The sequence below is a fragment of the Caulobacter sp. P1_B12_2 genome, assembly GCF_056406675.1.
The window spans coordinates 1-4,441 of sequence record NZ_JBFTZS010000388.1 but is presented as its reverse complement, the minus strand read 5'-3'; the positions used below and the strand labels follow the sequence as shown (position 1 = coordinate 4,441).

Below are 4,441 nucleotides of genomic sequence, written 5' to 3'. Positions count from 1 at the left end.
GGTCGACACCGTGCGGGTCGTTTCATTCCCCGGCGCCCAGGATCGGGTGAAGGGCAAGTACGACGCCAAGACCGCCCAGCTGTTCGGCGAGGTTTCGGCCCCGGTGACCTATGGCGCGGCGGTGATCGAACCGTTCGTCTCGGGCGCCTGGCTGACCGTCAAGAACGACGACGCGGTCGAGACCGGGGGCTTCTCGCGCCTGGACATCCAGGGCGTCAAGCGCGAGCTGGGCGTGATCGACCTGGGCCTCAAGCTGAAGACCGAGACCGGCTTCGGCGCCGGCGGGGTGCTGCGTCCGCACGCTTCGATCGCCTGGCGCATGACTACCGGCGACCTGGCCGGCGAGACCTCCAACGCCTTCGTCGGCGGCGTGAACCGCTTCGTGGTGACCGGCGCCAAGGCCTCGGCCGGCGGCGTGGCCCTGCAGTTGGGGACCGACCTGTTCTCCGGCGACCGCGCCCGCTTCGGCGTCACCTACGACGCCGCTTACGGCGGCCGCTACGAGGCCCAGGCCATCCGCGCCGGGGGTTCCTGGCGGTTCTAGGTCACGAAAACCGAGCCGGCGCCCAGCGCGCCGGCTCGCCACGGCAAAGGCAGCTCCCGAAAGGGCGCTGCCTTTTTGCGTCGTGCATCGGCCTAGCCACGACCCCGCCGTCCGCCTGGAGACCGCAGCGTCCTGGCGAGTCTTTGCTACTTACACGACCACGTTGTGCGGCCTGCCAAGCTCTGTCACGGTGCTCGCCGAACATCGTTCGGGGGTGCGGCGATGACGGAAGACGGGGCGACGGCGCGGTATCGCGCCTTCATCAGCTATAGCCACAAGGACGCGGTGTTCGGGCGGCGGCTGCATCGCCGGCTGGAGGCCTATCGGTTGCCGCGCCGGCTGGTGGGCCGTGTGACGGCGCACGGCGAGGTGCCGAGGCGCGTGGCGCCGATCTTCCGCGACCGCGAGGAACTGTCGGCGGCCGGCGACCTGACCGCCGAGGTCCGGGCCGCCCTGGCCGCCTCCAGCGCCCTGATCGTGGTCTGCTCGCGGGCCTCGGCCGGCTCGGTCTGGGTCGAGCGCGAGGTCGCCCTGTTTCGCGCCCTGCACCCGGACCGGCCGATCCTGGCGGCCCTGGCGAAGGACGAGCCGGCCGAGGCCATTCCCGCCTGCCTGAAGATGCTGGGCGCGCAGGGGGCGGCGATCGAGCCCCTGGCGGCCGACTTCCGCGCCCATGGCGACGGGCCGCGCCTGGGCTTGTTGAAACTGGTGGCCGGCGTGGTCGGGGTCGGGCTGGACGAGCTGGTGCAGCGCGACGCCCAGCGTCGTCGGCTGACCGTGACGGCGGTCACGGCGGCGGCCCTGGCGGCCATGCTAGCCATGGCCGCCTTGACGATCTTCGCGCTGGCCTCGCGCGCCGAGGCTCAAAGGCAACGCGCCGAAGCCGAAGCCCTGGTGGAATTCATGCTGACCGATCTGCGCGACAAGCTGAAGGGAGTGGGGCGGTTGGACGTGCTGTCGACCGTCAACGTCCGCGCCCTGCGCTACTATGCCGACCAGGACCTGGCCCACCTGCCGCCCGAGTCCCTGGAGCGCCGCGCCCGCCTGCTTCATGCCATGGGCGAGGACGACGAGGCACGGGGCGACATGACCGCGGCCCTGAAGCTGTTTCAGGAGGCGCGACGCACCACCCAGACCCTGCTGGAGGCCGCACCCAAGGATCCCGAGCGGATCTTCGCCCACGCTCAGAGCGAATATTGGGTCGCCTTCATCGACTGGCGCCAGAACCGGTTCTCGGCCGCCGAGGCCGGCTTCGAGCGCTACGCCGCCCTGGCCGTCCGGCTGCTGGCCATCGACCCGGCCAATCCCGACTGGCGGATGGAGGCCGGCTACGCCGAGAGCAATCTGGGCATGATGGCCCTGCGCGACCGGGGCGACGCGGCGGGGGCCCAGGCGCGCTTCGCCGGCGCGTTGSAACAGTTCAAGGCCGCCGCCCGCGCCCGTCCCGACGACACCGACATCCGCCGCGAACTGGCCGACGCCTACGGCTGGCTGGCCGACAGCCAGCGGGGCCAGGGCCGGCTCGACGCCGCCCGCGCCAGCCGTTTGGAGGAGGCCCGCCTGATCGCCGACCTGCGCGCCGCCGATCCGAAGAACAGCGTCTATGCCCGCGACCACCTGGGCAACGCCCTGGGCCTGGCCCAGATCGACCTGGACGCCGGCCGGGCCGCGGCCGCCCGCGACCGACTGGGCGTCACCTATGCCGAGGCCAAGGCCCTGGCCGCCGCCGATCCCGACGACGCCTGGCGCGCCAAGCAGACCCTGGCGGTCGGTCTGTTCCTGGCCAAGGCCACTCTGCTGTCCGGCGGCTCGCCCGCCCGGGCCGCCCCCTATGTCGAGGCCTGCGCGGTCTCGCCGGCCCAGGCCGACCTGGAGGTGCGTGATCTGTGCGCGGTGAGCGCCGCCCGCCTGGCCTCGGCGCGCGGCGCGGCGAACCCAGCCGAGGACTACCTGCGACGCGAGGACACGCGCCTGAGGTCGGTACGTCGATCGTCCCGCTGGGGGGTCGATTTCAGGGCGGAATTGTCCGGCCTTGAGCGCTAGGAGGACGACGAGATGGCTACTGTAGACGCTTTCATCACAGGCGATTTTTTTCCGCTGCCGGATTTGACCACCAACCCGCTGGTCGTAGGTGAGCTGATCATCGATCTGATCGACCTCGACCCGTCCAATATCCGCAGGAAATTCAGCGACGAGAACCTCGCGCACGAGCACCAGGATTCAAATTTCCCAGGCACGGTCCTGGACATCGATTGTCGCAACCATCCTAAACGCAAGGAGGGTTCGGCGATTGAAGTCAGGGTGCGGATCGACAACACGCTGAATGCGCGCTTCGTCGATCACAAAGGTGGAAACGCGCTACTGCCGGTCACGGCGGGCAGCCTCGCGGCTCGGGCTATCCTCGGGAATTACGTCTGGGTGTCCGAGAAGGAGATCAAGTTCCTGATCGTCTGGAACAAAACGGAGGGTTTCCTGCCCTTCAATCTCTGCATGGTTTTCACTGACCCCAATGATTCCACGCTCCAGATGCCGGTCATCTACGACCCCAAGGTCCAGAATGACGGCTGAGGGCGTGTGAGCGTGGCGGCGCCGACTCTGCTGGAGCTGGTCGCCCTGGCCCGGGCCGGAGCGACCGAACGGGCCTGGCGGCTGTTCGTCGAGGCCGGGCTGGAGGCCGTCGACGACGATCCAGCGGTGCTGGCCGTGCGCGGCCGGCTGCTCAAGGACCTGGCCCAGGCGGAAACGGGCGAGGCCCGTAGCGCGCTCTACGCCCGGGCCGCCCAGGCCTATGGCCGGGCCGGGGCGATCAGCGGCAAGACCTATCCGCTGATCAACGCCGCGACCCTGGCCCTGCTGGGCGATGACCGGGCCGCCGCCGCCCACCGCGCCGCCCAGGTGCTGCGCAGCMTGGACGACGATCCCGAAGAGGCCGAGACGCCCTATTGGCGGGCGGCCACCCGCGCGGAAGCCTTGCTGCTGCTGGGCCGCGTTCCGGACGCCCGCGAGGCCCTGGCCCAGGCGGTGGCGGTCGCGCCCCGCGCCTGGGAGGATCACGCCCCGACCTATCGGCAACTGAAGCTGATCCTGGAGGCCCTGGGCGAGGACGCCGCCTGGCTGGAGCCGCTGCGTCCGCCGCCCAGCCTGCATTTCGTCGGCCGCATGGACCTGGGCGAGGCCGGTCCGGCGATCGCCAAGGCGGTCGCCGCGTGGCTGGAGGCCGAGCGGGTGGGAGCGGGCTTCGGGGCCCTGGCGGCCGGGGCCGACATCGTCGTCGCCGAGGCCCTGGTGGCGCGGGGGGCTGAACTTCACGTGGTGCTGCCTTTCCCGCCGGAGCGGTTCCGGGCGCTGTCCGTGGCGCCGGCCGGCGGCGACTGGGCGGCGCGGTTCGACGCCCTGCTCGACCAGGCCGACAGCGTGCGGGTGGCCTGCGCCGCGCCCGACCTGGCCGACCTGGCGCCCGACCTGGCGGTGCGGCTGGCCGGCGCCATGGCCATGGGCCTGGCCGCGCTGCGCGGCGAGACCCTGGCGACCGAGGCCCTGCAGCTGGTGGTGGCCGACGCCGACGCCTCGCCGGACAGCGCCAGCGGCTGGGGCCGGGCCCTGTGGGCCGCCAGCGGTCGTCGCCAGTACGGCCTGGACGCCCCCCCGCCGCCCGATCCGCCCGCCGAGCCGCCGACCGACCCCGTCCCGGTTCGCCTGGCGGCGATCCTGCTGATCGACTTCGCCGAAGAGGACGATGCGACCTTCGCGCCCGACCGTCTGCCGGGTTTGGCGGCCCTGTCCGGCCTGACCCTGGCGCCGCCGACCTGGGCGGGACGACAGCTGTGGGCTGTCTTCGCAGGACCGTTGGAGGCGGCCAAGGCGGCGGCCATGGTCGTGTCGGCGACGCCCCGGGCC

At 71.8% G+C, this 4,441-nt stretch carries 4 protein-coding genes; all 4 read left to right on the top strand.

Annotation, left to right across the window (positions count from 1 at the left end; genetic code table 11):
- On the top strand, positions 1-544 hold a 544-nt coding region (locus AC1DZ6_RS19805; protein ID WP_477098853.1), incomplete at its 5' end, for an autotransporter outer membrane beta-barrel domain-containing protein.
- Between the two features lie 222 nt (positions 545-766).
- A complete protein-coding gene (locus AC1DZ6_RS19800; protein WP_477098852.1) occupies positions 767-2,587 on the top strand; it encodes a TIR domain-containing protein in 1,821 nt (606 codons plus the stop codon).
- Between the two features lie 12 nt (positions 2,588-2,599).
- Positions 2,600-3,112, top strand: coding sequence for a hypothetical protein (locus tag AC1DZ6_RS19795; RefSeq protein WP_477098851.1), 513 nt, complete (start codon positions 2,600-2,602; stop codon positions 3,110-3,112).
- A gap of 12 nt (positions 3,113-3,124) precedes the next feature.
- Positions 3,125-4,441: tetratricopeptide repeat-containing protein (locus AC1DZ6_RS19790; protein WP_477098850.1), on the top strand; the 1,317-nt coding region annotated here is incomplete at its 3' end.